The sequence below is a fragment of the Actinomyces israelii DSM 43320 genome, from assembly GCF_000711965.1.
In the GTDB taxonomy this organism is placed as follows: Bacteria; Actinomycetota; Actinomycetes; order Actinomycetales; family Actinomycetaceae; genus Actinomyces; species Actinomyces israelii.
In genome coordinates, this window is sequence record NZ_JONS01000001.1 from 47,067 (window position 1) to 71,638 (window position 24,572).

Annotated in this window: 19 protein-coding genes; 7 read left to right on the top strand and 12 right to left on the bottom strand. The window is 74.5% G+C overall.

Going from position 1 to position 24,572, the window contains the following annotated elements; translation table 11 throughout:
- Window positions 1-5 precede the first annotated feature (5 nt).
- Window positions 6-701: an HAD hydrolase-like protein gene (locus tag O145_RS00220; protein WP_229118258.1), complete on the top strand. Its 696-nt coding sequence runs from the start codon at window positions 6-8 to the stop codon at window positions 699-701.
- A 3-nt stretch (window positions 702-704) separates the two neighbouring features.
- Window positions 705-2,165, top strand: a complete 1,461-nt coding sequence (locus O145_RS00225; protein ID WP_043558050.1) for an AI-2E family transporter — start codon at window positions 705-707, stop codon at window positions 2,163-2,165.
- 14 nt (window positions 2,166-2,179) lie between these two features.
- Here the strand turns inward: O145_RS00225 and O145_RS00230 are convergent, their stop codons facing one another.
- Window positions 2,180-5,578, bottom strand: coding sequence for an error-prone DNA polymerase (locus O145_RS00230; RefSeq protein WP_043558052.1), 3,399 nt, complete (start codon window positions 5,576-5,578; stop codon window positions 2,180-2,182).
- A gap of 139 nt (window positions 5,579-5,717) precedes the next feature.
- Between O145_RS00230 and O145_RS00235 the strand changes: the two genes are divergently transcribed.
- On the top strand, window positions 5,718-7,196 hold the full coding sequence (locus tag O145_RS00235; protein ID WP_043558055.1) for an amino acid permease: 1,479 nt from the start codon (window positions 5,718-5,720) through the stop codon (window positions 7,194-7,196).
- Between the two features lie 200 nt (window positions 7,197-7,396).
- On the opposite strand, the gene O145_RS00240 is transcribed toward O145_RS00235, so the two are convergent.
- From O145_RS00240 to O145_RS00255, 4 genes are all read right to left on the bottom strand, one after another.
- Window positions 7,397-8,107: a hypothetical protein gene (locus O145_RS00240; protein ID WP_043558058.1), complete on the bottom strand. Its 711-nt coding sequence runs from the start codon at window positions 8,105-8,107 to the stop codon at window positions 7,397-7,399.
- Window positions 8,104-8,805, bottom strand: a complete 702-nt coding sequence (locus tag O145_RS00245; protein WP_043558062.1) for a SatD family protein — start codon at window positions 8,803-8,805, stop codon at window positions 8,104-8,106. Before O145_RS00245 ends, O145_RS00240 begins: the two co-directional genes overlap by 4 nt.
- Window positions 8,806-9,055: 250 nt before the next feature.
- Window positions 9,056-10,711: a Y-family DNA polymerase gene (locus O145_RS00250; protein WP_043558065.1), complete on the bottom strand. Its 1,656-nt coding sequence runs from the start codon at window positions 10,709-10,711 to the stop codon at window positions 9,056-9,058.
- The gene (locus O145_RS00255) at window positions 10,708-11,547 is read right to left on the bottom strand and encodes a hypothetical protein (RefSeq protein WP_229118279.1); all 840 of its coding nucleotides are present in this window, start codon (window positions 11,545-11,547) and stop codon (window positions 10,708-10,710) included. Before O145_RS00255 ends, O145_RS00250 begins: the two co-directional genes overlap by 4 nt.
- Window positions 11,548-11,750: 203 nt before the next feature.
- Here O145_RS00255 and O145_RS00260 point away from each other — a divergent pair, with 203 nt between their 5' ends.
- Both O145_RS00260 and O145_RS00265 read left to right on the top strand, forming a co-directional pair.
- Window positions 11,751-12,326 (top strand): YbhB/YbcL family Raf kinase inhibitor-like protein, encoded by a 576-nt coding sequence (locus O145_RS00260; RefSeq protein WP_043558480.1) that lies wholly within the window; start codon window positions 11,751-11,753, stop codon window positions 12,324-12,326.
- A complete protein-coding gene (locus O145_RS00265; protein ID WP_043558068.1) occupies window positions 12,323-13,102 on the top strand; it encodes an SDR family oxidoreductase in 780 nt (259 codons plus the stop codon). Before O145_RS00260 ends, O145_RS00265 begins: the two co-directional genes overlap by 4 nt.
- 47 nt (window positions 13,103-13,149) lie before the next feature.
- On the opposite strand, the gene O145_RS00270 is transcribed toward O145_RS00265, so the two are convergent.
- Window positions 13,150-13,608 (bottom strand): tRNA (cytidine(34)-2'-O)-methyltransferase, encoded by a 459-nt coding sequence (locus O145_RS00270; RefSeq protein ID WP_043558070.1) that lies wholly within the window; start codon window positions 13,606-13,608, stop codon window positions 13,150-13,152.
- A 214-nt stretch (window positions 13,609-13,822) separates the two neighbouring features.
- On the bottom strand, window positions 13,823-15,262 hold the full coding sequence (locus O145_RS00275; protein ID WP_052374431.1) for a dihydrolipoyl dehydrogenase family protein: 1,440 nt from the start codon (window positions 15,260-15,262) through the stop codon (window positions 13,823-13,825).
- A gap of 242 nt (window positions 15,263-15,504) precedes the next feature.
- Between O145_RS00275 and O145_RS00280 the strand changes: the two genes are divergently transcribed.
- Window positions 15,505-16,155, top strand: coding sequence for a GNAT family N-acetyltransferase (locus O145_RS00280; RefSeq protein ID WP_043558073.1), 651 nt, complete (start codon window positions 15,505-15,507; stop codon window positions 16,153-16,155).
- 99 nt (window positions 16,156-16,254) lie between these two features.
- Window positions 16,255-16,845, top strand: coding sequence for a YbaK/EbsC family protein (locus O145_RS00285; protein WP_043558075.1), 591 nt, complete (start codon window positions 16,255-16,257; stop codon window positions 16,843-16,845).
- Between the two features lie 251 nt (window positions 16,846-17,096).
- Here the strand turns inward: O145_RS00285 and acnA are convergent, their stop codons facing one another.
- From acnA to O145_RS00310, 5 genes are all read right to left on the bottom strand, one after another.
- Window positions 17,097-19,787 (bottom strand): aconitate hydratase AcnA, encoded by a 2,691-nt coding sequence (gene acnA / locus O145_RS00290; protein WP_043558077.1) that lies wholly within the window; start codon window positions 19,785-19,787, stop codon window positions 17,097-17,099.
- Between the two features lie 229 nt (window positions 19,788-20,016).
- Window positions 20,017-20,535: a hypothetical protein gene (locus O145_RS17860; protein ID WP_156966554.1), complete on the bottom strand. Its 519-nt coding sequence runs from the start codon at window positions 20,533-20,535 to the stop codon at window positions 20,017-20,019.
- Between the two features lie 127 nt (window positions 20,536-20,662).
- Entirely contained in the window at window positions 20,663-20,875 is a 213-nt protein-coding gene (locus tag O145_RS00300) for a hypothetical protein (protein ID WP_043558083.1), read from the bottom strand.
- 136 nt (window positions 20,876-21,011) lie between these two features.
- Window positions 21,012-22,457, bottom strand: a complete 1,446-nt coding sequence (locus O145_RS00305) for a class I SAM-dependent RNA methyltransferase (RefSeq protein WP_043558085.1) — start codon at window positions 22,455-22,457, stop codon at window positions 21,012-21,014.
- Complete coding sequence (locus tag O145_RS00310; RefSeq protein WP_043558087.1) at window positions 22,454-24,532, bottom strand: APC family permease; 2,079 nt, start codon at window positions 24,530-24,532, stop codon at window positions 22,454-22,456. Before O145_RS00310 ends, O145_RS00305 begins: the two co-directional genes overlap by 4 nt.
- Window positions 24,533-24,572 lie beyond the last annotated feature (40 nt).

The window sequence follows — 24,572 nt, forward strand, 5'->3', positions numbered from 1 at the left end:
CATCCTTGAGTACGAGATCATCATTCCGTCCCGCACGAGGCTCAGCGGGCGAGTTCTCGGCCGTCCTGCTGGACCTGGACGGCACCGTCACGGACTCGGCCCCCGTCATCCTGGCGTCCTTCTGCGCGGCCTTCGACGACCTGGGCATCGCGGTTCCCGACCGGGCGAGGCTCATGAGCTTCGTCGGGCCGCCGCTGGCGGAGACCTTCGCGCGCTACGCGGGGCTCACCGGCCGGGCCAATGCCCGCGCCGTGGCGGCCTACAGATCGCACTACCGTGAGCTCATGTACCGGGCCCCGGTCTATAAGGGGGTGCCCGCTCTCGTGCGCTCCCTGCACGAGAGCGGGGTGCCGCTGGCCCTGGCGACATCCAAGCGGGAGTCCCTGGCCCGGCTGATCATCGAGCACACCGGCCTGGGCCCGTGCTTCGACGCCGTGACGGGAGCCGCCGACGACGACCGGGGCGGGGAGAAGGCCGTGGTCATCGCCCGTGCGCTGGTGCTGCTGTCCGCGGCCGGAGCGGACACGAGCCGAGTAGTGCACGTCGGCGACCGCAGCTACGACGTCGAGGGCGCCCGGCAGGCGGGCGTGGAGTGCATCGGCGCGCTGTGGGGCTACGGCGATGCGGACGAGCTGGCGGGGGCGCAGTGGCTGGCCGCCGACGTCCCCGAGCTGGCCTCGCTGCTGGGAGCGGAGGTCTGAGGCATGGCGCAGGAGGAGCAGGAGCGGGAGGACCGCCCGCAGGCCGCCTCCGCCGAGGCCCGCGAGCGGCCCGCGAGCGCGCACGAGGAGACGCCGACGAGGACGGCCGACGGGGCGGCGAGCCCCCACCAGCCCCACTGGCGGGGGCTCGGGGCCCGACTGCACGACGGGCGCGACGCCCTGTCGCGCGCCATCGACCGGGCCGAAGAGGCCAGGCGGACCGCGCGAGCCGAGCAGCTGCGCTACGAGGACAGCACCACGACGCGTACCGAGACCGCGGGCGCGACGGAGGCCGGCGACGCACCGGCCTCGACGACGGTGGTCCCCGTGGTCCCCTCCACCGTGACCACGCGCGCCACGGTCTTCGAGGCACTGCCCTCCTGGATGGTGCACGGAGGCGTCGGCGCCTGGCTGCTGCTGGGGATCCTCATCGTCATCGCCCTGGTCTTCTACATCACCTCCCAGATCGTCCCGGTGTTCATCGGGCTGTTCATAGCCCTGGTCTTCACCTCGCTCCTCCAGCCCCTGGTCAACCTGTTCGCCCGGATCATGCCGCGCTACCCCGCGACCTTCCTGGCGCTGCTGACCACGGTGGGCGTCGTGGCCGGGCTCGTCTTCTACGTGGTCACCTCGGTCACCAGCCAGTGGGCCACCCTGGGCACGCAGTTCTCCAACGGCGTGGACACGATCCTGGACTTCGTGGAGCACGGGCCCCTGCCCATGCACCTGACCGAGGCCGAGGTCATGGGGCAGGTCCAGCTCCTGGTCGAGCAGGGCCAGGCCTACGTGCAGTCCAACGCCCCGACCCTGGCCACCGAGGTGCTGTCGAACGCGGGCACCGTCGCCGACGTCTTCGCGGTACTGGCACTGGCTCTTTTCTCCACGATCTTCTTCCTCGCCTCGGGCGGGCGCATGTGGCGCTGGTTCCTCAACGAGCTGCCGGCCACCATGCGCGAGTCGGTGCACCGGGCGGCCGGCGCGGGCTGGTACACCTTCGCCGGCTACGCGCGCGGCACGGTCATTGTGGCGCTGACCGACGCCATGATGGCGGGCGTCTTCCTCCAGGTCGTGGGCGTCCCGCTCGCCGCGCCGCTGGCCGTGCTGGTGTTCATCGGCGCCTTCATCCCCATGATCGGCGCGCCGATCGCCATGGGCATCGCCATGGTGGTGGCACTGGCCTCCAAGGGCTTCATCACCATGATCGTGGTGGGGCTGGGTGTGGCGGGGATCGGCCAGATCGAGGGGCACATCCTGCAGCCGCTCATTATGGGGCGCCAGGTCTCCATGCACCCGGTCGTCGTCATTATCGCCGTGGCCGTGGGCACCTACTCCGCGGGGCTGCTGGGCGCGATCGTCGCCGTCCCGCTGGTCAGCGTGCTGTGGTCGGTCTACTCCGAGCTGCACGTCAAGGACGCCCCGGTGGTGGGCGACCTGCCCTCCTACTCCAACGGGAAGGGCGACTGAGCGGCTCGAGGCGGTCAGCACCAGTCGCGGCTGCCGAGCGCCTCAACGCCCTCCAGGGCCTCGAGGCGCTCGGAGATCAGGGAGGTGGCGCCGTCGGACGACTCGACCCGGCCGCGCACGACCAGTGCGCTCGCACGCCGGCCGACGCGGCGGTAGCGCCTCCACAGGCCCACCGAGCACACGACGTTGAGCAGACCGGTCTCGTCCTCAAGGTTGAGGAAGACGGTGCCGGATGCCGTGCCGGGCCGCTGGCGGTGGGTGACGACTCCGGCGACGCGCACGCGCTCACCGGCGCCGCGACGGGCGGCCTCGGCGATGGGCAGGACCCCGGAACGCGCCAGGTCCGGGCGCACGAAGACGGTCGGGAAGCCGCGGGTGGACGTGCCCGTCAGCCGCAGGTCGGCCGCCTGCCGCTCGCGGTCGGTCATGGGGGGCAGGCGCGGGGCGCGCGCGCCGACGGCGGTCCCGGGCAGTGGCGGCTGGTACCACCGGCCGCCTGCCTGGCCGGCCGGGCGGCGGGGCCCTGGTCGGCCGTGCTCCTCGGAGAGCGCCCCGGCGGCCCACAGGGCCTGCCGCCTTCCGACCCCCAGGGAGGCCAGGGCCCCGGCGGCGGCGAGGGTCTCCAGGCGGCGGCGGCTCAGGCGCACGCGCCTGGCGAGGTCGGCGACGTCAGCATAGGGGCCGTGGGCGAGGCGCTCGGAGACGATGGCGGAGGCGCCCCGCCCTCCCAGCCCCTTGAGCCGGGCCAGGCCGAGGCGGACCGCGAGGTCGGGGTGGGTCTCCAGGGGGCTCAGGGCGCTCGGCGACGGGCGCAGCGGCCCCCAGCCGGCGCCCCCGTCCCCTTCCTCGCAAGGCCTCTTCCCGGCCTCCTGCCCGCGCGTGCGCACGCGGGCCTCCTCTCGCGAGGCGTTGACGTCGGCGGGCAGGACACGCACGCCGTGGCGCCGGGCGTCGGCGACCAGGGTCTGGGGGGACCAGAAGCCCATGGGCTGGGACGCCAGCAGCCCCGCGTAGAAGTCCTCGGGACGCCGGGCCTTGAGCCAGGCCGAGGCGTAGACCAGGTGGGCGAAGGAGAGGGCGTGGGACTCGGGGAAGCCGAAGCCGGCGAAGGCCCGCAGCTTGTCGAAGACGGTCTCGGCGGTGCCGGCGTCGATCCCCCGGGCGGTCATCCCCTCCACCAGGCGCAGGTGCAGGGCCTCCATGCGCTCCGCCGAGCGCTTGGAGCCCATGGCCTGGCGCAGGGCGTCGGCCTCGGCGGGGCTGAAGCCGGCGGCGTCGACGGCGATCTGCATGAGCTGCTCCTGGAAGAGGGGGACCCCGAGGGTCTTGGCCAGGGCCGGCCTGAGGGAGTCGTGGAGGTAGTCGACCTCCTCCCGGCCGAGCCTGCGGCGGATGTAGGGGGTGACGGCGTCTCCCTGGATGGGGCCGGGGCGCACCAGGGCGACCTCGACGACGATGTCGTAGAAGGTCTGCGGGCGCAGGCGCGGCAGGGTGGCCATCTGGGCGCGGGACTCGACCTGGAAGACGCCGACCGTGTCCGCGGCGCTCAGCAGCCGGTAGACCGCGGGGTCCTCCTCAGGGAGGGTGTGCAGCCCCCAGGCCCTGCCGGCCTGGGCGCGGCGCAGGGCGCCGGCCTCTCCGGCGCCCGGCCCGGGCACTCGCTCGCCGCGCTCGGCCAGACCGGTGAAGGCCAGGCGCAGCGCCGTGAGCACGCCCAGGCCCAGCAGGTCGAACTTGACCAGGCCCGCGCTCGCGCAGTCGTCCTTGTCCCACTGCAGGACCGTGCGCCCCTCCGTGGCGGCCCACCGCACCGGGCAGACCTCGGTGACGGGGCGGTCCGCCAGGACCATGCCGCCGGGGTGGATGCCGAGATGGCGCGGGAGCCTCAGCAGGCGCTCGGCGATGCCGAGGACCTGCTCCGGAGGCTCGGCCGGCGGGTGCGGGCAGCGGTCGGCCGACACGGAGCCGGCACCGTCGGTGCGCACACTCCCCCACCGGTCCATCTGGGCGGCCCAGGCGTCCTGCAGGCCGGGGGGATGGCCGAGGGCCCGGGCGGCGTCGCGCACGGCGGAGCGGGGCCGGTAGGAGATGACGTTGGCGACCTGGGCGGCGCGCTCGCGCCCGTAGCGGGCGTAGACGTGCTGGATGACCTCCTCGCGGCGGCAGGCCTCGATGTCGAGGTCGATGTCGGGGTAGCCGGCCCGTCCGGGCGACAGGAAGCGCTCGAAGAGCATCCTGCGGCGCACGGCGTCGACGGCGGTGATGCCCAGCGCGTAGCAGACGGCGGAGTTGGCGGCGCTCCCCCGCCCCTGGCACAGGATCCCCGAGGCCTGGCAGAAGTCGACGATGGAGCGCACGATGAGGAAGTAGCCGGGAAATCCCAGGGACTCGATGACGTCGAGCTCGTGGGCGAGAGCCCTCCAGGCCTCGGGGTCCTCCTCGGGCGGGCCGTAGCGCTCCAGCGCCCCGCGGCGGGTGAGCTCGCGCAGCCAGGTGGCGGAGGTGTGTCCGGGCGGCACATCGACGGCGGGCAGGTCGGGGGCGACCAGCGACAGGTCGAAGGCGAGGTCCTGGGCGATCTCGGCCGCGGCGTCGACGGCGCGGGGCGCGCGCCGGTGGAGGCGGGCCATGTCCGTCGGCCCGCGCAGCCAGCGCCCGAGCGCGGGCAGGTGCCCGCGGGCGCCCTCCAGGTCGGTGCGCAGCCGGGTGGCGGTCAGCACGTCGGCCAGGCGGGAGTCGGCGGGGCGCGCGCAGCGGACCGCACCGGTGGCCAGCAGCGGGAGCCGGTGGGCGGCGGCCAGGGCGCCGAGGGCGTCGGTGACGGCGGCGTCGGTGGGACCGCCGTCGAGGACGAGCTCGACGGCGAGGGAGTCGGGGCCGAGGGCGTCCACGAGCCCGCCCAGGGCGGCGTCGGCGGCGCGGCGGTCCCAGGCGGCCGGGCGGCGCGGGTCGCCCAGGGAGCGGCGCAGGGGCCCGTTGACCGTGCCGGTCAGGACCAGGCAGGAGCAGCCAGCGCCGGTGCCGCGCAGGGCGGCGGCGAGCTCGGGGAGCCGGTGGGCGGGCTCTGCGCGGCGGCCGGCGTCGAGGTTGTGGCGGGAGATGGCGGCACTCAGGCGGCGGTAGCCGCGCGGGTCGCGGGCCAGGACGGGCAGGCGGGCGCCGTCGTCCAGGGTGAGCTCGGCGCCGTGGACGGTGGGCAGGCCGTGGGCGCGCCCGGCCTCGGCGTGCTTGACGATGCCGGGCAGGCCGTCGTGGTCGGTCAGGGCGAGTGCCTCCAGGCCCAGCTCGGCGGCGGCGCCGATGAGGTCCTCCGGCTCGTTGGCGCCGTCGAGGAAGGAGTAGGCGGAGTGGGCATGGAGCTCGGCGTAGCGGTAGGTGCGGCCCGCGGCTGCGCGCCCCACATTATCGAACATATGTACATACTACGGCATTTCTCTGCTCGGCGCTCGGACCGCCGTACCGCCCCGCCGCCGATCACGGCTAGGGTGAGGCCGCCGCGTGCGCGAGTCGCATCCATGCGACCAGCCCTTGCCCCCGATCCCGGAACGCATCATGACCACATCAACTGCTCAGAAGGACCGTCCCGCGCCCCCGAGCCCCGCCTCCGACGAGGGCCTGCGCCGCTCGTTGCGCAGCCGCCACCTGACGATGATCTCCATCGGCGGGGCGATCGGCACCGGCCTGTTCGTGGCCTCGGGCGCCACGATCTCCACGGCCGGCCCCGGCGGCGCGCTGGTGGCCTACGCGGCCATCGGTGTCATGGTGTGGCTCATTATGCAGTCGCTGGGCGAGATGGCGGCCTACCTGCCGGTGGCCGGCTCCTTCGGCGAGTACGGGACCCGCTTCGTCTCGCCGTCCTTCGGATTCGCCATCGGCTGGAACTACTGGTTCAACTGGGCGATCACGGTGGCAGCCGAGCTGGTGGCGGCGGCGCTGGTGATGAAGTACTGGCTGCCGGAGGTGCCCTCGATCGTGTGGTCGGGCCTGTTCCTGCTCATCCTGTTCGGCATCAACGCGCTGTCCACGCGCGCCTACGGCGAGAGCGAGTTCTGGTTCGCAGCCATCAAGGTCATGACGGTGATCGTCTTCCTCGTGCTGGGCGTGATCATGATCGTCGGGATCCTGGGGACGTCTCCGGGCACCAGCAACTGGACGGGGGGCGAGGCGCCCTTCGTGGGCGGCGGCAAGGGGGTCCTGCTGGTGCTCCTGGTGGCCGGCTACTCCTTCCAGGGCACCGAGCTCATCGGCACCGCCGCCGGCGAGGCCGAGCACCCGGAGGTCACGATCCCCCGGGCGATCCGCACGATCTTCTGGCGCATCCTGCTGTTCTACATCGGGGCGATCGCCGTCATCGGCTTCCTCATCCCCTACACCGACCCGAACCTGCTCAACACCTCGGAGGAGAACGTCTCGATCAGCCCCTTCACGCTGATCTTCGAACGCGCCGGCGTGCTGGGGGCGGCCAGCCTCATGAACGCCGTCATCCTCACCTCGGTGCTCTCGGCGGGGACCTCGGGCCTGTACTCCTCGACCCGCATGCTCTTCGCCCTGGCCGAGCGCGGCCACGCCCCGCGCTTCCTCACCCGGCTGAGCCGCCACCAGGTGCCGCTCAACGCCCTGCTGGCCACCACCCTCGTGGGCCTGGCCGGCTTCCTGACGTCCCTGGTGGGCGACGGGCGGGCATACGAGCTGCTGCTGACGGTCTCGGCCCTGGCGGGCTTCATCACCTGGGCGGGGATCTCCTGGTGCCACTGGAAGTTCCGCATGGCCATGCGCGCCCAGGGGAGGAGCCTGGATGAGCTGCCGTACCGGGCGAGCCTCTTCCCCGCTGGCGCCGTCGTCGCCCTGGTCGCCTGTGCGGCGATCATCGTGGGTCAGGCCTACGAGCCGGCGACCTCCGGGGAGCCGCTGGGCGGCATCCTCATGTCCTACGTGGGCGTGCCGGTGTTCTTCGCCCTGTGGTGGGGCCACAAGCTGGCCACGCGGGCCCCGAAGGTGGATCCGGCGACGGCGGACCTCGGACGGGGCTGAGAGGCTCCGGGGAGAGGACCGGCGACGCCGAGAGCCGCCGGGAGCCTCAGATGGCTGGTTCCGGGCGGGGCGCGTCGGAACGTGAACATACCCTCGCAGTCGATGTCGAGGCCCCGCCCGACGTCGGCGCCGGCCCGCCTCGAACCGATCTCCACGAGGGAAGAGGCCACAGACCCCAGACTTCGATCATCTCAGCGTGCTCAGGGGCGGGTCAGGAGCATGGCGGCCAGCACGGCGAGGGCCCACGAGGCGAGGGACCCGATGAGGAACTCCTCGGCCTTGTCGCCGCGCTCGTCCCTGCTGATCTCAGGGAAGCGGATGACGCCCTTAGCGGCGATGACTGCGGCAACGGCGGCGTGTACGCCCATGGAGGCGAGCAGGAGCAGGAGGAGCCGCTCCAGCGGCCCGATCCACCGCCCGCCGCGCAGGGGCGCCCAGTCGGGCCGCGTCTCGCCGTCCCGGCCGGGCCGCGTCTCGCCGTCGGGCCGCACCCGCCCGCGGGCGATGGCCAGCAGGTCGGTGACGGCGCGGTTGGCCGGCGTCGTCAGCAGGAGGAGGCAGCCTGCGCCCTGGCACAGCCGGGCGGCGCGGCCCGCCGCGGCCTGCGGCTCACCCTGAAGCACCGCGCACAGGGCGATCACCGCGATTGCCGCGCCCCAGCGCCAGAGAGTCGCGCGAGGAGCGGGGGCCAGCCGGGTCGCGGCGGTCCACAGGCCGGCCAGCCCCGCCGCGGCGGCGGCCTGCCACCACGGCAGGCCGAGGACGGGAGCGCCGAGCAGCGCCCCGAGGACCAGGACGACGACCTGCGCGACCCCCAGCCGACCGCCGGCGCCGCGCCAGGCGGCGGGACGGCCGCCCGCGGGGAAGAGAGCAGCCGTGACGCCGAGCAGAAGAACCAGAGCAGCAGTCACCGTAGGACCCTCCTTCCGCGCCTGTCGTCCGTCACCGCGGCGAGCAGGGCCTGCGCCTCGAGCAGCCCCGCGCCCGTGCCCCGCACCAGCGCCGAGACGGCCGACTGGGTGACGCCCTCGGCACCGGCCGCCTCCACCTGCGTGGCCCCCATGAGAAGGCGCCCCATCAGTCGGCGCGGCCGCTCGCGCATGCGCTGAACGGCCTGGTCCCTGAGCGTGAGCATCGCATTGGTGACCCGCTCGTGCTCCCGGACGTTCTCGCAGGCCGCGGGCCCTGCCGGGTCCTCGGGGGCCCCAGCGCCCAGGCGCACCCGGGTGCGCACGAAGCCGAGCCCCGCGTCCTGGGCGGCGTGCGCGCAGTCGATGGCCTCCCGCGCCAGCCACCAGGCGGGGCCGTCCTGAACGGGGGCGCCGTCGTTAGCGCCCACGTCCCGGGCCTCGCCCGCGCCCACGCCGAAGCGCAGCGACAGGACCCCGGGGAGGAGCAGCTGGGTGCGCAGGGTGAGGGTGAGGGCCGCGCCGAGGCTGTCCGCGACCGCCTGGAACTCATCGCCGACAGTCGCGTACGGGCTCCGAGGCAGGTTGAGCCCTTCACCGGCGCGGACGAGGACGTCGGTGAAGGTCCGCTGGGCCTGAACGCGGTCGGGCAGAGCACGCGAGCCCACGATGTCGGCGATGACGGCATAACGGATGAGCATACTCAAGAATATTCCTCATAACCCAGCAAATACAAGTATTAAATTTGATCAACACCGCCCCTTTAACAAGTCATATACTTGTATTCCAGCGGGTAGAAGGCGGAGGCTGCTATGGCCGACGCACCTGCCGCCGCCGTCCGGCTGCCCCGCGCACCTGCCCGTTCCCGCCGCCTGGCGCACCCGGGATACCCTCGGCCTCCTCCGCACCGGGGCCTCGCCGGGGCCCGCGCCGCCGGGCCTCTGCCTCACCTCAGTCGTAGACCGCGTCGAGCCACCAGCGCCCCGCGCGCACGAGCAGCAGCGGCGGGCCGGGATCCGCGACCACCTGGAGGTAGGCCCGGCGCGACGCCCCCTCGGGGCGCCACCAGCCCTCGTCAACGGGCCAGGGTCCGGCCCATGACACGACCCGCCGGCGCCCCTCCCACCGGCCGCCGCCCCAGCCGCCGTCCTGGGGCCGGTCCACCTCCAGGCGCGCGGGCACGCCCTCGAGCTGCCCCTGCCGGTCGACGAGGACGTCCCGGCCCTCGGCGTCCACCAGCACGGCGGGGGCGGGACGCTCCGGCACGACCGACGGGGACGGCGCAGGCAGCGACCCCGCCCAGGGCGCACCGGTCCCGGTGGCGCCCGCGGCCGACGGCGCCCGCTCCCCCCAGGGGGCCGGCCGCGAGCGCGAGCGCGGGTCGCGTCCGGCCGCGAGACCGGGCACCTGGAGCGCGCCGGCGCCCAGGAGCGACTCGACGCGCTCGGCCGCCCGGTGGGCGCGCCTCTCCCCCTGCTCCCCGGGCGCGGTCCACAGGCCGGCCCCCTCGGGGGCCGGCTCGAGGGCGCTCAGGCGCAGGTGCTCCAGCGGGGCGGCGGGCGGACGCCCCGCGCGCCCCGACAGCCACCCCTCCAGCTGCCAGCGCACCCGGTCGGTCAGCTCGGCGGGGGTGGGGACGGCCCGGAGCATCCAGGAGCGGGCGAGGCCGGTGCCGTCCTCGCAGCGGGCCTCCACGAGCAGCCGTCCCGGGGCCAGGCCGTGCGCCGCGAGCCGGGCCGCGAGGTCCTCGGCCGCCGCGCGCGCGGCGAAGGCGGCGGCATCCGCCCGCGAGACGGGCGGGTCCAGGGGAGCCTCCACGGTGAGCTCGGCCTCCGGCCGCCGCGTCTCCGGCACCCGCCAGGAGGCGCCGGATGCGAGGCCGTGCAGCCGCTCCCCCGCCGCCCCGAAGCGGGCGGCGACGTCGCGAGCCGGCAGGGCCGCCAGGTCCCCGAGGCTGCGCAGGCCCAGACGCGCGAGGATCTCCAGCAGCCCGCGCGCCTCGTGGCGCAGCCGGTGCGTGGGCAGGGCCGCCAGGACGGCCTCCAGAGGCCAGGGGGACAGGAAGGCGGGCGCCCGCCCGGCGGGGACGATGATCCCCTCGTGCGCCGCGAGCACCGCCCCGAGCAGCGAGTCGGCGATTCCGACCTGGCACTCCGCCCCCGGCGCCTCGGCCACGGCCTCGACGAGGGCCGCGGCGAGCGCCTCCTCGCCCCCGGCCCAGGAGGCGGGGCCGCGGGCGCCGGACAGGGCCAGGCCGGGCCGGGCGACGAGCGGGTCGGCCAGCAGGGAGCCCAGGGCCTCCATGACGGCCTCGAAGCCGCGGGCCTCGTGGCCGGGGCGGGAGGGGACCGCGACGAGGCCGGGGCACAGGGCGCGGGCGACCCGCAGGCGCATCCCGGTGGCGACGCCGGCGGCGCGCGCGGGCGCGGAGGCGGCGACCACGCCGCGTCCGCCGACGACGGCGACAGGGGCCAGGGCCGGGTCCGGGGCCGCCTCCCGAGCCCGGTCTGCCGGAGCCCGCCGACGCCCGCGCGCCTCGAGGGCGAGGGCGACGACGGGCCAGTCGGGGACCCAGACGGCGACAAGGCGCGGGGCCCGGGGAGTCATGCGCCCCGCCCGGACACGACGGCGGGCCCGGGGCGGGGCTCCGCGCCCGCGGCCCGCGGGCCGGCCCCCGCGGCGTCGAGGAGGAGCTGGAAGGAGCCCGCTCCGGCGGGGTCCCGCAGCGACCAGGCGAGGCGGTGCAGGTAGCCTTCGGGCATCTCGCTGGCGGGCCGCCCCGGGAGGGCCGGGTCGGCGGCCCGACAGCGGGGGTGCAGGGCGACGACGGCGCCGGGCCCGCCCGGCGGCGGGCCCGTCTGCGGCACGGCGTCCAGGACCCGCGCCCCCTCCCAGGGGGTCGGGGCGAGGAGGAGGGCGCCGCGCTCGCGGGCGCGGGCGGTCAGGTGGCGGCGGTCCCGGGCGCGCAGGGCGGCGGAGCACCGCGGGGAGACGAGAAGGACGTCGACGCCGTCGAGAAGGGCCTCGACGACGGCGAGGAGGGTGCGGGAGTCGATGTCGGAGGCCGAGACGGCCAGGACGCGGTCGAGGGCGAGCCCGCTCTCCGCGGCGGCGCACCAGCCGATGCCCTCGGCGCCGACGACGGCGCACCAGCCGTGAGGCCCCTGCCGGTGGGCGGCGGCGGCCAGCAGGACGCTCGTCGAGCCGGTAATGCTGAGCGCCCCCGGCGCATCCGCGATCGCAGCGGGCCAGGGGTCCGACCGGGCGTCCTCCTGACGGAGCGCGCGGGCCCGGACCATGGTGCGCCGGACGCCCCGGGAGACCTGGTCCGCCAGGCCGGTGCGCTGCTCGGCGCGCCTTAGGGCGGCGCGGGCCGCGGCGAGCCGGCTGGCGGCCGGCGTCCGCGGTGCCTGCGGCGTCCGCGGCGTCTGCGGTGCCTGCATGGCAGCTCCTCCTGGTTCCTGCTCTCGAGCGCACTCGAACGCGCGTTCGACTCATGGGCAAGGATAGCGCCGCCCTCCGACACGCAGCCCGGGCGCGGGTCTCTCCGGGGACTCTCGGGTTCCTGCCAGGTGCGGCGGATAGAGTGACCATGCTCTACTTCTCGTGCCCCATCACGATCCTGAACAGACACCGGAGGTCCGCTGTGAGTACCGACCTGACACGTCCGCGTCCGCCCTTCCCCTACGATCTGCTGCCGCCCCTGCCGGCCTTCACGCTGGAGTCCGAGGACATCGCCGAGGGCGAGCGCATCGCGGATCGTTTCACCGCGCCTGGCGAGAACATCTCCCCCGAGCTGCACTGGTCGGGCTTCCCGCAGGCCACGCGCTCCTTCGTCGTGTCCTGCTTCGACCCCGACGCCCCGACGCCCTCGGGGTGGTGGCACTGGACGGTGCAGGACCTCGACGCCTCGGTCACCTCCCTGCCCCGGGGGGTGGGAGAGTCCGACCTCCGGCTCGAGGGCGCCGCCTTCCACGCCGCCAATGACTCGGGCTCGCACGCCTGGTTCGGCCCCTACCCGCCCGGGGGAGACGGCGACCACCGCTACGTCTTCGCCGTGCACGCCCTGGACGTGGACACCCTGGGCCTGGACGACGAGGCCACCGCGGCGGCGGTCGCCTTCCACTGCGCGGCGCACAGCATCGCCCGCGCCACGCTCACCGCGACCTACTCGCTGCCCGGCGCCCCCGGCGCGGCGCCCTTCCTGCAGGAGTCCCAGTGAGCCCTGCTGGCGTCGCCCGCAATGAGTCCGGCCGGCACCAGCGCCGCCCTGTGGCACTGATCACCGGCGCAACCTCGGGCATCGGGCTGGCGGTGGCGCGGGACCTCGCCGCCGACCACGACCTCGTCCTCCTGGCGCGCACGACCACGGATCTGGACGAGCTCGCCTCGGTCCTGGGGGAGGAGACCGGCGCGCGGGTGCGCACCTGCGCCGTGGATCTCACCGACGACGAGGCGCTGGCCGTCGCCGTCGGCGAGCTCAACCTCACCCAGCTCGACGTTCTGGTCAACTCCGCGGGCGTCGAGGCCTCCGGCACCCTGGAGGAGCTCTCCCCCGCGCGGTGGCGCAGCGTGCTGGACCTGGACCTGGTCGCCGTCGCCCACCTGACCGGCCTGCTGCTGCCCGCGCTGCGCGAGACGCGCGGGCTGGTCGTGATGATCAACTCCGGCTCGGGGCTGCGGACCTGGCCGCGGCAGGCGCTGTACTGCGCGGCGAAGGCCGGGCTCAAGGCGCTGGCGGACGCGCTGCGCGAGGAGGAGCGCAGCCGGGTGCGGGTGACGTCGATCTACCCCGGACGGGTGGACACGCCCATGCAGAAGCGCCTTCAGCGGGACAGGGCCCGTCGTCTGCGCGCCGAGGGGTCGGCGTCCCGCCGCTACCGGGCGGCGGACCACATGGCGACGACATCGGTGGCGGCCGCGGTCCGGCTGGCGGTGGACACGCCGATCGACGCGGTGGTCGAGGACCTGTCGATCAGGCCCGCGGACATGCTCTAGCCCGGGGCCCTCCCGCCGCGGCTCCCCCTCGCGCTCCTCGGAGCCTTTCAGCGGGCGCCGGGGAAGCCGAGTGCGCGCCACGCCTCGTACAGGCCGACGGCGGCGGAGTTCGCCAGGTTCAGGGAGCGGCTGCCCTCGACCATGGGGATGCGGACCCGCTCGGTGACGCGGGGGTGGGACATGACCCCCTCGGGCAGGCCGGTGGGCTCGGGCCCGAGCAGGAGGGCGTCGTCGCCGCGCCAGCTGACGTCGGTGTAGAGGCGCTCGGCGCGGGAGGTGAAGGCGAGTACGCGCCCGGGCACCTGCTCCAGGCACTCCTCGAAGTCGGCGTGGACGCGGGTGCTGGCCAGGTCGTGGTAGTCCAGGCCGGCGCGGCGCAGCTTGGCGTCGTCCATGTCGAACAGGGGGTCGACCAGGTGCAGCATCGAGCCGGTGTTGGCGCTCAGGCGGATGGCGGCCCCGGTGTTGCCGGGGATCCGGGGGGAGAAGAAGATGACGTGCAGCACAGGCACATCCTGCCACCGCGCGCCGCCCGCGGAGGCGCTCAGCGGGCGGCGCCCATCAGCGGACGCGCGGGGTCTCCGAGCGCGCCGGGCGGCCCCGTGCGGCGCGTCCGGGGCCGCCCGCGCCGCACGGGCCCGGTCCCTGGCTGCCTTCCCCGGTGCCTCGCCCGTCGTGCCGCACGGGACTCGGAGGAGTCGAGGCCCTCCGCCGGTCGCCTCAGCCCAGGGAGTCCAGGACGATGTTGAGGCCCTCGCCCATGGTGGGGTGGGTGATGACGGCGTCGCGCACCTGGCGCCAGGTCAGGCCGCCCAGCATCGCCATCTGCACGCTGGTGACGACCTCACTGGCCTCGGCGCCGATAATGGCGGCGCCGAGGATCTCGTCGGTGTCGGCGTCGATCACGATCTTGTAGAAGCCCTCGGTTCGTCCCAGAGTCTTGGCTCGCGGCACCGCGGCTGTGGGGGTCTTGGCGATGCGGATGCTGTGGCCGGCCGCGCGGGCCTGCGCCTCGGTGAGCCCGACGTGCCCGAGCTCGGGGGTGGTGAACACGGCCCAGGGGATCAGGCGCCCGGAGGTGGAGGCCTCCTCGCCCGCCAGCAGGTCGCGCAGGACGCGGAAGTCGTTCCAGGAGGCGTGGGTGAACTGCGGGCTCCCGGCCACGTCGCCGGCGGCGTAGACGCCCTCGGCGCTGGTGCGCAGGTGGTCGTCCACCTTGATAAAGCCGCGCTCGGTGGTCTCCACCCCGGCGGCCTCCAGGCCGAGGCCCGCGGTCACGGGGGTGCGCCCCAGGGCGACGAGCAGGTGGGAGCCGGCCGCCTCGCGACCGTCCCGGGCGGTCACGACGACGCCTCCGTCCTCGCCGGCGCCCACCCGCGCGGCGCGGGCTCCGGTGAGGATCGTGACGCCGAGGGCCTCCAGGCCGGCGGCGACCTCGGCGGCGACATCGTCGTCCTCGCGGTCCAGGATGTGCTCGCCCGCGTGCAGGAGCGTGACCGGGACGCCGAGCAGCCCCATGAGCGAGGCCATCTCGACGCCGATGACCCCGCCGCCGAGCACCACCAGGCGGTCGGGCAGCCCGGGCAGGGCCAGCAGGTCCTCGCTGGTCCAGCGGGGCACGTCGGCCAGCCCCTCAATCGGGGGGAGGGACGGCGTGGTGCCAGTGTTGATGAGCACCTTGGCGCCGCGCACGCGCCGGGCGGTGCCGTCGGCCAGGGCGATCTCCACGGTGCGCTCGGCGACGAAGCGGGCCGTGCCCTTGACGAAGTCCATGCCGGAGGCGGGGAACATCGTCTCGTGGGCGGCCACCATGGCGCCCACGACGCCCTCCTTGCGCGCCCGCAGGGCGGCCAGGTCGATGCGGGCCCGCCCCAGGGCGGGGGCGCCGCCGTCGCTCTCGGGCAGGGCGACGCCGTGGGCGGCCGAGCCCTGGACCTCTCTCAGGACGCGGGCGGCGGAGATGAGGGTCTTGGTGGGGATGCAGGCCACGTTGATGCAGGTGCCGCCGACCTTGTCGCGCTCGACCATGACGACGCGGTCGCCCTTCTTGGCGCGCAGCATGGCCAGGGACTTTCCCGCCTTGCCCCCGCCGACGACGAGCAGGTCGACGTCCTCGGTCGGCGCGCTGCCGGTGAAGCCGGTTGTGATGGTGTGGGTCATGGATGCGTCTCCTCACGCAGGGCTGCGGCCGGCGGACTCGGTGTCGGCCGGCACTGGACGGACGGCCGGGCGGCCGCTGTCGGCAGGGCGAACAGGCCGCGACCGACTTCTATTCCATCCGCTTATCTTTCCGCTCCCGCGCGCATGTGGTCTTTATTGACTCCCGGTCGCTCGCGCCGTCACGCACCGTGCGCGTCAAGATGCACCCCGGACACCGGCGCCATTGGTGCGAGGATCTCCCCATGACCCCCGCAGCAGCCCCGGGCTCAGCGCCCGCCCTGTCGTCGGGCCCGCTGACCGGCGACGTCGTCCGGCTCGAGCCCCTGGAGCCCGGGCACGTGCCCGGGCTGCGCGAGGCCGCCGTCGGCGCGGGGACGAGCGCCTTCGCGACCGTGCCCGCCCCCGAGGACGTTGCGGCCTACGTGACCGGCTCGATCGCGCGCCGCCAGGCCGGCTCCTACGCGCCTTTCGCGCAGGTCGAGGCCGCCACCGGCCGCGTCGTCGGGCACACCGCCTACCTGACGCCGCGGTGGATGCCGGGCGGGCGGCTCTTCGCCGTCGAGGTCGGCTCCTCGTGGCTGTCCCCCGCCGCCCGCGGCACGGCGGTCAACCCGGCCGCCAAGCTCCTGCTCATGACCCGGGCCTTCGAGGACTGGGGCGTGGACCGCCTCGACATCAAGACCGACGCCCGCAACGACGTCGCCCGGCGCGCCATCGCCGGCACCGGCGCCCGCTTCGAGGCCGTTCTGCACGCCTGGCAGCCCTCCCTGGCGCCCGGCGAGGAGGGGCGCGTGCGCGACACGGCCATGTTCTGCGTGACGGCGGACGACTGGCCCCGGGTGAGGGCCCATCTGGAGGAGCGCGTCGCCCGGCGCCTGGCCCGCGCCCGCTGAACGGACCGGCGCGCCGTCGTCGTCCCGGCCCCATAGACTCCTGCCCGTCACGCCGGCGGCCGGCCCGCGCCACCGGTCGCGTCGTCGGAAGGATGCATGATGAGTGAGCTGCTCGATCCCGCCGAGGTCCTCGCCGAGGAGACCGGCTGGCAGCCGGCGCTGGAGCGCACCGACCTGCTCGCCCACCCGGTGGCCGCGGCCCTGAAGGCGCTGGGAGGCTCCCCCGAGGGCGCGCGACTGGCCCGCCGGGCCCAGGTGGTTCAGATCGACCCGCGGTACTCCGACACCGGTGCTCTCAACGAGCGCTACCGCCTGGATCCCGCGGCCACCGGCAACTGCGTCCTGGTGGCGGGCAAGCGCGCCGGCGAGCAGCGGGTCGCCGCCTGCGTCGTGCGCGCGACCGACTTCGCCGACGTCAACCACGTGGTGAAGAGGCTCATCGACGTCCACAAGGCCTCCTTCCTGCCGGTGGAGCGGGCCGTGGAGATGAGCGGCATGGAGTACGGCGGCATCACGCCGGTGGGCGTGCCCGCCGCCTGGCGGCTCCTTATCGACGCCGGGGTCGCGGCGCGCGCCACGGTGCTCATCGGCTCCGGCGTGCGCCGCTCCAAGCTCCTCGTGCCCGGGGCGCTGCTGGCGGCGCTGCCAGGCGCGGAGGTGATCCGGGGGCTCGGCGTCACCCCGGCCTGACCCGGGGCGCACCCCGCCCCCTCGGCAACGACTGGCCCCTGGGCATGTGTTCTTCGGCATGCCGCGCCTCCTCGCGCGATGCGAGCAGGGCGCGCGCAGCCCACGGAGGGGGGCGAAGGCGTCCAGCCGGCGGGATCCGCGCGACCCGGCCGCAAAGGCTCAGCGCCTGTGACGCGAGACTCCCAGGACCTGCGCCGGGCCCGCCCGCGCGACTCCGACCCGCGCCGCCTCCCGGCCCGTCCGCGCCCCGCTCAGCCCCTGACGGCCAGCTGGCGCAGCACGTACTGCAGGATGCCGCCGTTGCGGAAGTAGTCGGCCTCCCCGGGGGTGTCGATGCGCACGACGGCGTCGAAGGAGACCGCGCTCCCATCGGGCCTGACCGCCTCGACCGCGACCGTGCGCGGCGTGACGCCGTCGTTGAGGGCCGTCAGGCCCGTGATGGAGAAGGTCTCGGTGCCGTCCAGGCCCAGGCTCGCCGCCGACTCGCCGGCCGGGAACTGCAGGGGGGCGACCCCCATGCCGATGAGGTTGGAGCGGTGGATGCGCTCGAAGGACTCGGTGATGACGGCGCGCACGCCCAGCAGGGCGGTGCCCTTGGCGGCCCAGTCGCGCGAGGAGCCGGACCCGTACTCCTTGCCGCCGAGCACCACCAGCGGGACGCCGGCCGCCCGGTAGGCCCGGGAGGCGTCGAAGATCGACTCCTGCCCGCCGGTGAGGAAGTTGCGGGTGTATCCGCCCTCCACGCCGTCGAGGAGCTGGTTGCGCAGCCGGATGTTGGCGAAGGTGCCGCGGATCATGACCTCGTGGTTGCCGCGGCGCGAGCCGTAGGAGTTGAAGTCGCGGCGGGCCACCCCGTGGTCGGCCAGGTACCGGCCGGCCGGGGAGTCGGCCTTGATGGCGCCGGCCGGGGAGATGTGGTCGGTGGTCACCGAGTCGCCCAGCAGCGCCAGCACGCGGGCGCCGGCGATGTCCGTCACGGGGGTGAGCTCCATGGTGAGACCGTCGAAGAAGGGGGCCTTGCGCACGTAGGTGGACTCCTCGTCCCAGGCGAAGGTCTTGCCCTCGGGGGTGGGCAGGCCCCGCCAGCGCTCGTCCCCGGCGAAGACGTCGGCGTAGTCGGACACGAACATGTCCCGGTCGACGGTGGCGTCGATGGTGGCCTGCACCTCGGCGGGGTCGGGCCAGATGTCGGCCAGGAAGACGTCGCGGCCCTGGGCGTCGCGCCCGAGCGGCTGGGTGTCGAAGTCGAAGTCCATGGTGCCGGCCAGGGCGTAGGCGATGACCAGCGGCGGGGAGGCCAGGTAGTTCATCTTGACGTCGGGGTTGATGCGCCCCTCGAAGTTGCGGTTGCCGCTGAGCACCGAGACGACCGCCAGGTCGGCGTCGTTGACGACCGCCGAGACCTCGGCGGGCAGCGGCCCGGAGTTGCCGATGCAGGTGGCGCAGCCGTAGCCGACGACGTTGAAGCCGAGCTCGTCGAGGGCGGGCCACAGCCCCGCCTTGGCGTAGTAGTCGGTGACCACCTGGCTGCCGGGGGCCGTGGAGGTCTTGACCCACGGCTTGCTCCGCAGCCCCCTGGCGACGGCGTTGCGGGCCAGGAGGCCGGCGGCCACCATGACCGACGGGTTGGAGGTGTTGGTGCACGAGGTGATCGAGGCGATGGCCACGTGCCCGTGGTCGAGGACGGTACCGGTGCCGTCGGCCAGGGTGACCGGGGTGGGCTTGGATGCCTCGGCGGCGTAGGCGGGCAGGGCGGCCTCGAAGGCCTCCCTGGCGCGGGAGAGCTCGATGCGGTCCTGGGGGCGCTTGGGGCCGGCGATGGAGGGCACGACCGTGGCGAGGTCCAGCTCCAGGTACTCGGAGTAGACCGGCTCGCGGGCCGGGTCGTGCCACAGCCCCTGGGCCCTGGCGTAGGCCTCGACCAGGGCGATCCGCTCCTCGTCCCGGCCGGTCAGGCGCAGGTAGTCCACGGTGACGTCGTCGATGGGGAAGATGGCGGCGGTGGAGCCGAACTCGGGGCTCATATTGCCGATGGTGGCGCGGTTGGCCAGCGGCACGGCGGCCACGCCCTCCCCGTAGAACTCGACGAACTTGCCCACCGCCCCGTGGGCGCGCAGCATCTGGGTGATGGTGAGCACGACGTCGGTGGCGGTGGCGCCGGCCGGGATGGAGCCGGTGAGCTTGAAGCCGACCACGCGCGGGATGAGCATGGACACGCTCTGGCCCAGCATGGCCGCCTCGGCCTCGATGCCGCCCACGCCCCAGCCCAGCACGCCCATGCCGTTGACCGTGGTCGTGTGGGAGTCGGTGCCCACGCAGGTGTCCGGGTAGGCCTGGGTGACGACCGTCCCGCCGGGCCCGGCGACCTGCCTGGTGAACACGGTGCGGGCCAGGTACTCGATATTGACCTGGTGGACGATACCTGTGCCGGGCGGCACCACCCGGAAGTTGGAGAAGGCGCCCTGGCCCCAGCGCAGGAACTGGTAGCGCTCGGCGTTGCGCCGGTACTCCAGCTCCTTGTTGCGCTCCAGGGAGGAGGACAGGCCGAAGGAGTCGATCTGGACGGAGTGGTCGATGACCATCTCGGCGGGGGCCAGGGGGTTGATCCTCTCGGGGTCGCCGCCCAGGTCCGCCACGGCCTCGCGCATGGTGGCCAGGTCCACGATGCAGGGCACCCCGGTGAAGTCCTGCATAATGACGCGGGCGGGGGTGAACTGGATCTCCGTGTCCGGCTCGGCCGCGGGGTCCCAGGCCGCCAGCGCCCTCACGTGGTCGGCGGTGACGTTGGCCCCGTCCTCGGTGCGCAGCAGGTTCTCGGCCAGGACCTTGAGGCTGTAGGGCAGGCGCTCCAGGCCGGGGACGGCGTCCAGGCGGAAGATCTCGTAGGAGCGGCCGTCCACGTCGAGGGTGGCGCGCGAGTCGAAGGTGTCGATACTGGCCAAGACGTCACTCCTGTTCTGCGGCTCCCGTCGTCTTACTGGGGATGCGCGACGGTTACGGCGCACACCGTATCCGCCACCGCGTTATCTCGCGTCAACATGGCGCTTCTGGCGCCCGCTTTACGCAAGACGGCCCGCGTGCATTCGGCCGGCGGGCCAGGAGCCCGCCCCCTGAGGGCGCCCACCGTCAGCCCCCGGCCCTCCAAAGGGTCAGGGTCATAAAGGGTCAGGGTCATGGAGTCCTCGGAGCAGGTGACCGTGGTGAGGTGGTTCTTCGACAGGAGCGAGGAGAGCCCCTCTGCGGGTGAGACGACGACGGTGCCCGTGGGCGCGCTGCGATCGGCGGAGCCGGTGGAGTCGTCGTCGACGGGGGCCTCCCCAGGTCCTGGCTCCAGGCCTCCGGCAGGCGCCGCTTGCCGGCCGGGGCGGAGGCGACCGCGACCGCCTTGCCGCCGTCGGCGCGGTGCACGAAGTCGGGCCGCGCGGTGCTCGTGGTGACGTCCTTGAGGACGCTCCCGTCCGGACCGAGCACCATGGCCGGGATGCTGATGGTGCCGGGGGCCGTGCCGCCGGTGAAGGACGGCTCGAATATCACCGCCACGGAGCCGTCGGCGAGGGGCGACAGGACCGGGCTGAGGCTGGCGCCCGGGTCCGCGTCCGGCGCCGTGAAGGTGGACAGCCGCGTGCCGGTGGCCGCCTCGAGGACCCGGTTGCCGGACACGACGAGGTTCGTGAGCGGCGAGAGCCCCATCGGCCTCGTGTCGGAGCGGCCGCTCCACTGCCCCGCTCCGCTGACCGGGTCCTACCCGGTCACGTAGTCGTCGCCGTCCCCTTGGGAGACGACGAGGACGCCGGTGCTGGTCGCCCGTGCGCAGATGTTAGGAGCCGTGCCGGGCGGGCGGGTCGCCGACCTGCCCTGCGGTCAGGTCGATGCTCCACGCCTGTGTGACGCCCCGCTCCCAGGCGCTGGAGGCGGGCGGCGGGGAGACGGCGGAGGAGCCTCGGCCCGAGCAGCCGCCCAGGGCCAGCGCGACCGCGGCGAGCAGGGCGAACCCGCGGATCGGCGTCAGGGGGTGGTGACGGGGCCTCATTGCTCTCATGGTGCCGGACTCGCACCTCAAGGCGGCCGGGGCCATGGGTACCGCGCCCTTCGACGCCGAGCCCGGACGGGCGCCCCGACGCCGAGCGCGGCGCCCGTCCGGCCGCACCGGGTTCGGCCCGTCCTCCTCAGGGCCTGTCGAGCACGACGATCGTCTCGAGGTGATGGGTGTGGGGGAACATGTCCAGGGCGCTCATGGCCGCCAGCCGGTAGCCGGCCCCCATGAAGGTCCTCAGGTCCCGCGCCAGGGCCGCGGGATCGCAGGCCACCATGACCACGCGCCCCGCGCCGAGAGCGGCGACGGCCTCCACGACCTCGCGCCCGGCCCCCTGGCGCGGCGGGTCGAGGACGACGACGTCGGCCCCCGGCTCGCCGTCGGGCGCGAAGCGGCCCAGCCTCGCCACGGAGGCGGCGGTGACCCTGCCGGTGAGGAGGCGGGCCCCCTCCAGGGAGTGAAGGGTCCGGCGGGCGTCGCCCACCGCCTGCTCCCTGCCCTCCAGTGAGCGCACCGCCCCGGTCAGCACCGCCAGCGGCAGCGTGAACAGGCCCGCACCGGCGTACAGCTCGACCACGCGCACGCCCGCCGTCCCGGCGGGGTCCAGGGGGCCGTCGCCGGCCCGCGTGCCGGCCGCCGTCGGCGCACCGGACAGGGCGGCGCGCACCACCCGGTCCACGAGCACCCCCGGCGCGTCGCGGTGCACCTGCCAGAAGCCGCCGGCGTGCACGCTGTAGCGCAGCCGTCCCAGCCCGAGGCCAGCGGCGTCGACGGTCTCCTCCACGCGCCGGCGCCCCGTGGGGCGCCCCGATGCGGTCAGGACCTGGTGACGGTCCCCGTCCGACAGGAGCACCACCGGCTCGCCGGCGCTGGGGGCGACGGCCCGCACACGCATGCCCGGTCGGTAGCGCCTGCGCCACAGGGCGCGCTCGGTCAGGCCGAGGTCCCGGATCGCCGAGACGGCCAGCGGCAGGGACGTCACCGGCAGGACCCGTCCCGAGCGGAAGCCGTGCATGCCGGCCAGGCCGTCGTCGGTGACGCTCAGGGCGACCCTGGTCCGGGTGCCGGCGCCGGCCCAGCGGCTCGCCCGCGGCTCGCCGCCCGCCTCCGCGTCGCCCGGCATGGGCTCGACGGGCACCGTGGCGGCCCCCCGGGCCTCGGGCAGGGAGGCGGCCGCGGCCGCGACCTCCTCGCCGCCGATGCGCCGCAGGCAGTCGGCCAGCACCCACCGCTTCCAGGTGCGCTGGGCGGGCAGGGCGACGTGGCAGAGCTCCCCGCCGCCCACTCCCCCTGGGCCGGCCTCGGGCCACACGGGCCGCACCCGGTCCGGCGAGGCCGACAGGATCTCGACGGCGTCGGCGCGCCAGATCTTGGCGTTCTTCTCGGTCAGCACGGCGCGCACCGTCTCACCGGGCAGGGCGTGGCGCACGAAGACGACATGGCCGGCGGGGTCGTCGTCGGGGCGGGCCACGCAGTGCCCGCCGTGAGCGGGCGGGCCCACCCGCAGGATCATCGTCTCGACGGCCCCGGAGGCCTGCGGCCTGCCGGGCGCGCTGGAGTGCGGACTGCGGGTGCTCATACGGTCTCTCCTGGGCCGGGCGCGCCGGCGGGCCGGCGGCGGTAGCGGTCTTCCCTGCGGACGGCGGCGTCGGCATCGGCGATGCCCTTGGCGGTGCGGGCGCGCAGGCCGTGGTGGATGTGGGTCTCCCCGGGCAGTCCGAGCTGCCAGGGCACCGACGCCATGACGACCCCGGGCGTGAACAGCAGCGCGGTCTTGAGCCGCAGCGCGGTCTGATTGTGAAGGATCTGCTCCCACCAGCGGCGCACGAGGTACTCGGGCAGGAAGACGACGACCAGGTCTCGCGGGGACTCACGGCGCACGGAGCGCACGTAGCTGACGATGGGGCGGGTGATGTCGCGGAAGGGCGAGTCCAGGACGGTCAGGGGCACAGCCAGCTCCGCCTCCTCCCAGGCGTCCAGGAGCCTGTCGGCACCGCCGTCGCCGGTGTCCACGGTGACGGCCTCGATGGAGGTCGGGTGGGTGGACTGGGCGTAGGTCAGGGCCCGCAAGGTGGGCTGGTGGAGGCGCGAGGCCAGGACGATGGCGTGGACGTGGGCGGGCAGCACGCGCGCGTCGTGCAGGTCGGAGATCGCCAGCTCCTCGCTCACGCGCCGGTAGTGGCGCCGGATCCGGCTCATCACCAGGCACAGGAGCGCCATAATGGTCAGGGTGATCCAGGCGCCGCGGGTGAGCTTGGTCGCCAGCACGATGAGCAGCACCAGGCCGGTGCCCGCCACGCCGATGGCGTTGATGACCCGGGAGCGGTGCATGCGGCGGCGCGCCCCGGGGTCGGTGGCGGTGGTCAGCTCGCGCGTCCAGTGGCGGACCATGCCGATCTGGGAGAGCGTGAAGGAGATGAACACGCCGACGATGTAGAGCTGGATGAGCCGGTTGGTGCTGGCGTCGAAGCCGACGATGAAGGCGACCGCACCCAGCCACAGCACGATAATGCCGTTGGAGTAGGCCAGGCGGTCGCCGCGCTGGGAGAGCTGGCGGGGCAGGAACTCGTCGCGGCCGAGCACGCTGGCCAGGACCGGGAAGCCGCTGAAGGCGGTGTTGGCGGCCAGCACCAGGATGAGCCCGGTCACCGCGGTAATGAGGTAGAACATCGGCTTGAAGCCGGCGAACACTGCTGCGGCGATCTGCCCGATGACCGGGGCCTGGTGGTAGCCCGCGCCCAGCGGCCGGCCGTGGCTGAGCAGCTCGGTGGCCGGGTCCTCGACCATGCGGACGCCGACGGCGCCAGCCAGGTGGATGATGCTCATGAGCATGAGCGCGGCGATCGTGCCCAGCATGAGCAGGGTGGTGGCGGCGTTGCGGGACTTGGGGCGCTGGAAGCTGGGCACGCCGTTGGAGATCGCCTCGACGCCGGTCAGGGCCGCGCACCCCGAGGAGAAGGCCCGCAGGATGAGGAAGGCTCCGGCCAGGCCGGTCAGGCCCTGCTCCCACCCGCTGTGGGTGACGACCTCGTAGGAGGCGCTCTCGGCCCGCCCGAGCGCGCCGGTGGCCTCCTGTATGAGGCCGACGACGGCGAGGGCCCCGATGGCCGCCATGTACAGGTAGGTGGGGATGGCGAAGGCGCCGCCCGACTCGCGGCTCCCGCGCAGGTTGAGCAGCGCCAGGCCGGTGGCGATGCCGACGGCGATCCCAACCTTGTGGTCCTCCGCCCAGGGCACGGCCGTGGCCAGGTAGGAGGTCCCCGAGGACACCGAGACGGCAACGGTCAGGACGTAGTCGCTCAGCAGCGCGGAGGCCACCAGCAGGCCGGCGTGCGGCCCCAGGTTGGTCGAGACGACCTCGTAGTCGCCGCCGCCGGAGGGATAGGCGTGAACGGTCTGCCGGTAGGAGGCGACCACCACCACGAGCACGCCGACGACCGCCAGCGCGACCCACGGCGCGATCGCCGTGGCCGCGACCCCCGCCACCGCCAGGGTGATGAGCACCTCGTCGGGCGCGTACCCGACCGAGGACAGGGCGTCGGAGGCGAAGACCGGCAGGGCGATCCGTTTGGGCAGGAGGGTCTCGCCAAGCGCTCGGCTGGGCACCGGGCGCCCGACGAGAAGCCGCTTGACACGGTCTGCGAAATCACGCACGACACCGAATCGTACGTCCGCGTTCCCCGGCGTCCAAGGT

Coding starts and splice junctions, on each gene's coding strand:
- O145_RS00225 (WP_043558050.1), top strand. CDS start 705: ATGGCGCAGGAGGAGCAGGAGCGGGAGGACCGCCCGCAGGCCGCCTCC.
- O145_RS00230 (WP_043558052.1), bottom strand. CDS start 5,578: ATGTTCGATAATGTGGGGCGCGCAGCCGCGGGCCGCACCTACCGCTAC.
- O145_RS00235 (WP_043558055.1), top strand. CDS start 5,718: ATGACCACATCAACTGCTCAGAAGGACCGTCCCGCGCCCCCGAGCCCC.
- O145_RS00245 (WP_043558062.1), bottom strand. CDS start 8,805: ATGCTCATCCGTTATGCCGTCATCGCCGACATCGTGGGCTCGCGTGCT.
- O145_RS00250 (WP_043558065.1), bottom strand. CDS start 10,711: ATGACTCCCCGGGCCCCGCGCCTTGTCGCCGTCTGGGTCCCCGACTGG.
- O145_RS00255 (WP_229118279.1), bottom strand. CDS start 11,547: ATGCAGGCACCGCAGACGCCGCGGACGCCGCAGGCACCGCGGACGCCG.
- O145_RS00275 (WP_052374431.1), bottom strand. CDS start 15,262: ATGACCCACACCATCACAACCGGCTTCACCGGCAGCGCGCCGACCGAG.
- O145_RS00280 (WP_043558073.1), top strand. CDS start 15,505: ATGACCCCCGCAGCAGCCCCGGGCTCAGCGCCCGCCCTGTCGTCGGGC.
- O145_RS00285 (WP_043558075.1), top strand. CDS start 16,255: ATGAGTGAGCTGCTCGATCCCGCCGAGGTCCTCGCCGAGGAGACCGGC.
- O145_RS17860 (WP_156966554.1), bottom strand. CDS start 20,535: ATGGGGCTCTCGCCGCTCACGAACCTCGTCGTGTCCGGCAACCGGGTC.
- O145_RS00300 (WP_043558083.1), bottom strand. CDS start 20,875: ATGAGGCCCCGTCACCACCCCCTGACGCCGATCCGCGGGTTCGCCCTG.
- O145_RS00305 (WP_043558085.1), bottom strand. CDS start 22,457: ATGAGCACCCGCAGTCCGCACTCCAGCGCGCCCGGCAGGCCGCAGGCC.